Source organism: Microbulbifer sp., from assembly GCF_051659245.1.
Lineage (GTDB): Bacteria > Pseudomonadota > Gammaproteobacteria > Pseudomonadales > Cellvibrionaceae > Microbulbifer.
This window is the reverse complement of sequence record NZ_JBOFOC010000015.1, coordinates 1-3756: the sequence shown is the minus strand read 5'-3', so window position 1 is coordinate 3756 and position 3756 is coordinate 1. Positions and strand designations below refer to the sequence as shown.

Annotated in this window: 3 protein-coding genes; all 3 read right to left on the bottom strand. The window is 63.1% G+C overall.

Annotation, left to right across the window (positions count from 1 at the left end; genetic code table 11):
- Nucleotides 1-46: 46 nt before the first annotated feature.
- The 3 genes from ACRC0P_RS01570 to ACRC0P_RS01560 all read right to left on the bottom strand — a co-directional run bounded on the left by ACRC0P_RS01570 (nucleotide 47) and on the right by ACRC0P_RS01560 (nucleotide 3582).
- Nucleotides 47-373, bottom strand: coding sequence for a YdbL family protein (locus ACRC0P_RS01570; protein WP_438627848.1), 327 nt, complete (start codon nucleotides 371-373; stop codon nucleotides 47-49).
- 11 nt (nucleotides 374-384) lie between these two features.
- Complete coding sequence (locus tag ACRC0P_RS01565; RefSeq protein ID WP_438627846.1) at nucleotides 385-579, bottom strand: YnbE family lipoprotein; 195 nt, start codon at nucleotides 577-579, stop codon at nucleotides 385-387.
- Nucleotides 580-648: 69 nt separating this feature from the next.
- Nucleotides 649-3582 carry an intermembrane phospholipid transport protein YdbH family protein gene (locus tag ACRC0P_RS01560; protein WP_438627844.1) on the bottom strand — a complete coding sequence of 978 codons (2934 nt, stop codon included), beginning with the start codon at nucleotides 3580-3582 and terminating at the stop codon, nucleotides 649-651.
- Nucleotides 3583-3756: the final 174 nt, after the last annotated feature.

The window sequence follows — 3756 nt, the reverse complement described above, 5'->3', positions numbered from 1 at the left end:
CGGCGGGGCGGCCGCCCCGCCGCTCCTACAGGGTACTAATTGGCCATTATTTCCTGACCCATCGCCCGCGGGTATCCTGGTAGTACTGCCCGGCGGACAGCCGCGCCTCCAGTTTTTCCGCTGCGCGCGCGGCCACCTGGGAAATATCGATATTGTTGCGCTTGGCAATCCTGGCGTATTCCGCCTTGCGCTTGGCGTTCACCTCCGCCACCAGGCTTTCCAGTTCCGGCGAACTTTGGCTCACCACGGCGATATAGCCGCTGTTGGCCTCTCCCACCAGTCCCCGGCTTCTGGCTTCGTCCAGGGTAATGGCCGCGACGGGCAGGGCGATGGCCAGGCCCAGGCAGAGCAGGGCAGTCTTTACAAGCTTCATGGTTCGGCTCCTCAGAAGATTCCTTCTTTATCCTCAAACACGTTGTCCAGCTCTTTGTCGACTTTCACACGAATTTCGTGCTCTATCTTCACATTGAGGTTGACGGTAATCGGCTCTTTGGGCGCCTGCACCGCTACGGTTGGCGTGCAGCCCGCCACGATGACAGTACTGAGCAACAGCGGCGGAATCAGTCGGGTGGTCGTCATCGGACGCTCCTCGGGGTTGAACAACAGGGGCATTGTAGCCCGGGTAGCTTAACCCAAACTGAACTCCGACTAGAGCTGTTTCTCCAGTGCCTCGGTCAGGTCGCGGCTGGCCTGCAGTGAGCGGAGCATGGCGGGAATGTTGTTTTCCAGGTTCAGGTTGATAATCAGGTCCCGATCGGCGGCCACCGACTCGCTGCGCCCCACCAGTTTCAGCTGCATCTGCATGTCGCCACTGGGAGGGTACTCCACCGTGCCGGAGAGCTCCCGGTAGTTGTAGTCCTCCAGGGCTCCGGCGACCAGTTTGAGTTGCGGGTTCGCGGACAGCATATCGGCGGAGAAGGCGCCGTAGTAGCGCAGCCGCCCGCCGGGGGGGCGTGCCTCGATCCGGCCCTGTTTCACGGTGATGCCCTCGTCACCGGTGTGCAGCGGTATCTGCAGGTCGACGGTGCCAGTTGCGGCGAAGTTTTCCGTTTCCAGCTCCCGGGTCAGCGTCCGCAGGGAAATGCCGGAGAAGTTTACCAGGCCGCTGCGCGGCTCTCCGTCCAGGTTCCAGCGCAGCTCGCGCGCTTCCAGTGCGCCGTCGAGCAATTCCGCACGGATGCCGGTCAATACCAGGTCCCGTTTGTCATCCAGCGAGACCGCAAGGCGGATATTCTCTACCGGGACACCGATATCCAGGGTTTCCGCTGTGAACGGCTGAGGCCGCGACGCAATCCAGTTGTCACCCTTGCGGCCGCTGGAGAGCTGACCGGTAATTCCCACGGCAAATACATCCCCGTAGACCGCGGCCACTTTATCGAGCCGTGCGTCGAGAAAGTCCCGTTGCGCCGCGGGCCAGGACAGCCGGCCTTTGGCGGAAAGCTCTCCCGCCACCAGGTCCACCGGCAGCCCCTCTATGGAGTCGCTCAGCGGCTGTTGCTGGCTGAAAGTCGCGGGCTCCAGAGTGAAAGTGGCGCTGCCCGCGTCGCTGTCCAGTTGGTACCGCCATTCACTTTCAATGGCCAGCGCCCCGGAGCGCAGCCGATTGTTGCCGCTGAGCCGGTTTCCCTCGGCGGTCAAATCGCCGGCAACGCTGGCTTTCAGCTGGTACTGGTTGCGGGCCCGCAATTGCAGCTCATCGGATCGGTAGCGGGCTCTGGTCCGGAGCTGACCGGCGGCGGAAGCGAAGTGCAGATCGTTCAGTGCCAGTACGCCCTTTAGCTGAAAGTCCGGGCCGCTCAGCGCATCCAGCTCAATACCGGCTGATGCTCCGAAGCACTTGAAGTCCTGTTTGTGCCGGGTGCACTCCACCTCCGCGGACTCCAGCGTCGCGGATTTCACCTGTACCGTTTCCGTGCGGATTTCCCCGGTGGATAGGGACGGATTGATCAGTCGCAATTGCTGTTGTTCATCTTTCCGGGAAAATTCCAGTTGGCCGTCGGACTGCAGTTGCCGGATGTCAATACCGTCGAATTCGAGCCGGGAAATGGCCGATTCCTGGAAGAGAGTGCATCGGATATCTTCTTCCAGTCTGCAGCGGATATTTTTCAGGGTGGTGTCGAGGGAGAGCGTTTCCGCCGCTTCCCGGGCGCGGATCTGTACCGTCTCCGTTTCAACCTGTACCGGGCCCGGCCACCGGGCCGCCACAATCGTAACCGGTGCGGGCAGTTGCAGTTCCGCCGTCCCGCGATTCCAGCCCAGCTGCGCCAACAGGGAGTCCCCGTCGGAACTGCCCACCACTGCTTTTGCACTGCCTTCCGGGAGAAGAGTCACGGTAAAACGGCGCAGAGGGTTGCGGCGGCGCTGCGCGTTCATCTCCGCGAGAGGCAGCAATTCCGCTGTTCCCCGGAAGGAGAGATTGCCTTCCGGGGAGCTCACCGCAACAGGGCTCAACGCCTCCCGCCAGCGGGCGGACTGAAACAGCGGTGCCGCGGCGCGCAGGTCCAGGTTGCCGTTTGCGGTGAGCAGGGGGGCGTCCCGCGGCGTGCGCGCGCCGAGCTGTAGTTCCAGCAGTGTGCCCTCGGTACCGGGAGACAGGATACGGATGTTCGCGCTGCCGGACAGTTGCCTGGGGGTCAGCGGCCACAGTGACGCCAGGTCCACCGAGAGCGGCTCCAGGGTGTCGGCGGACAGTTGAAGCGGCATGCCGATCGGGTCTTCCGGCAGGGGAAAGTGCAGGGACTTTGCGCTCAGCCGGGCGACTGTCCGGCGGTATCCCTCCAGGTTGAGCAACTGATCGGGAAATTGCGATTCAATCCTGAGGGAAAACTCGCCGCCGGCCCCGGTGACGGCTCCGGCAAGGGGTGGTAACGCCGCCAGCTGTTCCAGCTCCGCCTGCAAGCGCAATTCTCCCTGCCACTCTTTTTTCTCCTGGCGGGTGGCACTGCCGTCCAACTGCAGGACGCTCTCCCCGGTAGCGGAGGAAATCCGCGCGCGAAGCCGGACGTCGGTGTCCCGCGTGAGCAGTTGCCACCGGGCCTCCAGGTCGCCGCTGTACAGGGTTCCGCGAATGGTGTCGCCGCCCTCCCGGCGAAGGCTTAAACGCCCACTGCGGCGCTCGGGCCCGGCCCATTGCAGTTGATCGATATCGATTTGCCGGGGCAGCCTGCGGCGCAGCAGTTGCAGCAATTCGCTGAAGTAGAGTTCCGGTTCCGCTTCCGCGCGGGGGATTTCTGTCGCGGCTTCATCATCGGGCTCCAAAGGAGCCGGTGCCGGATAATAGGTAAGCCCGGTGATAGTCAGTTGACTGCGATTGTCTTCACCGCCGAACAGCGTGCCCAGCGGGTGCCGAAGCCGCAAGTCGCGCAGTTGGATGCTGGCGCCGCTGGCCAGAAGGATTTCCAGGCTTTCGGCCGAGATGGCATCGGCACTCAACTGCAGGCCCTGCGCGGAGCGAATCCGGTCGCCGCCGAGCCACGGGTTGACCAGCCAGGGGACAACCTGGTCCCTGTCCCGCCATCCCCACCAGCAGACCGCCACCGCTATCAGCAGCAGTGCGAGGGTGATCAGGCGGGATTTGCGCACAGGGACCTCTTTGAGCTGGGTTGAAGCTGGCTTGCGGGCACAGTCGTAAACAGGGAGACTGGCGACATCGCCGTTACACTAGTGTCCTGTATGGAACTAAATAGTGATACCAGCGGGCCGCTAAGCGGCCAGATGCAAGGCGCACTTGCGCCGGCGTAGTCATTCTACGTCAAG

Excerpts from the sequence above, each read along its gene's own strand:
- ACRC0P_RS01570 (WP_438627848.1), bottom strand. The coding sequence starts at position 373 with ATGAAGCTTGTAAAGACTGCCCTGCTCTGCCTGGGCCTGGCCATCGCC.
- ACRC0P_RS01565 (WP_438627846.1), bottom strand. The coding sequence starts at position 579 with ATGACGACCACCCGACTGATTCCGCCGCTGTTGCTCAGTACTGTCATC.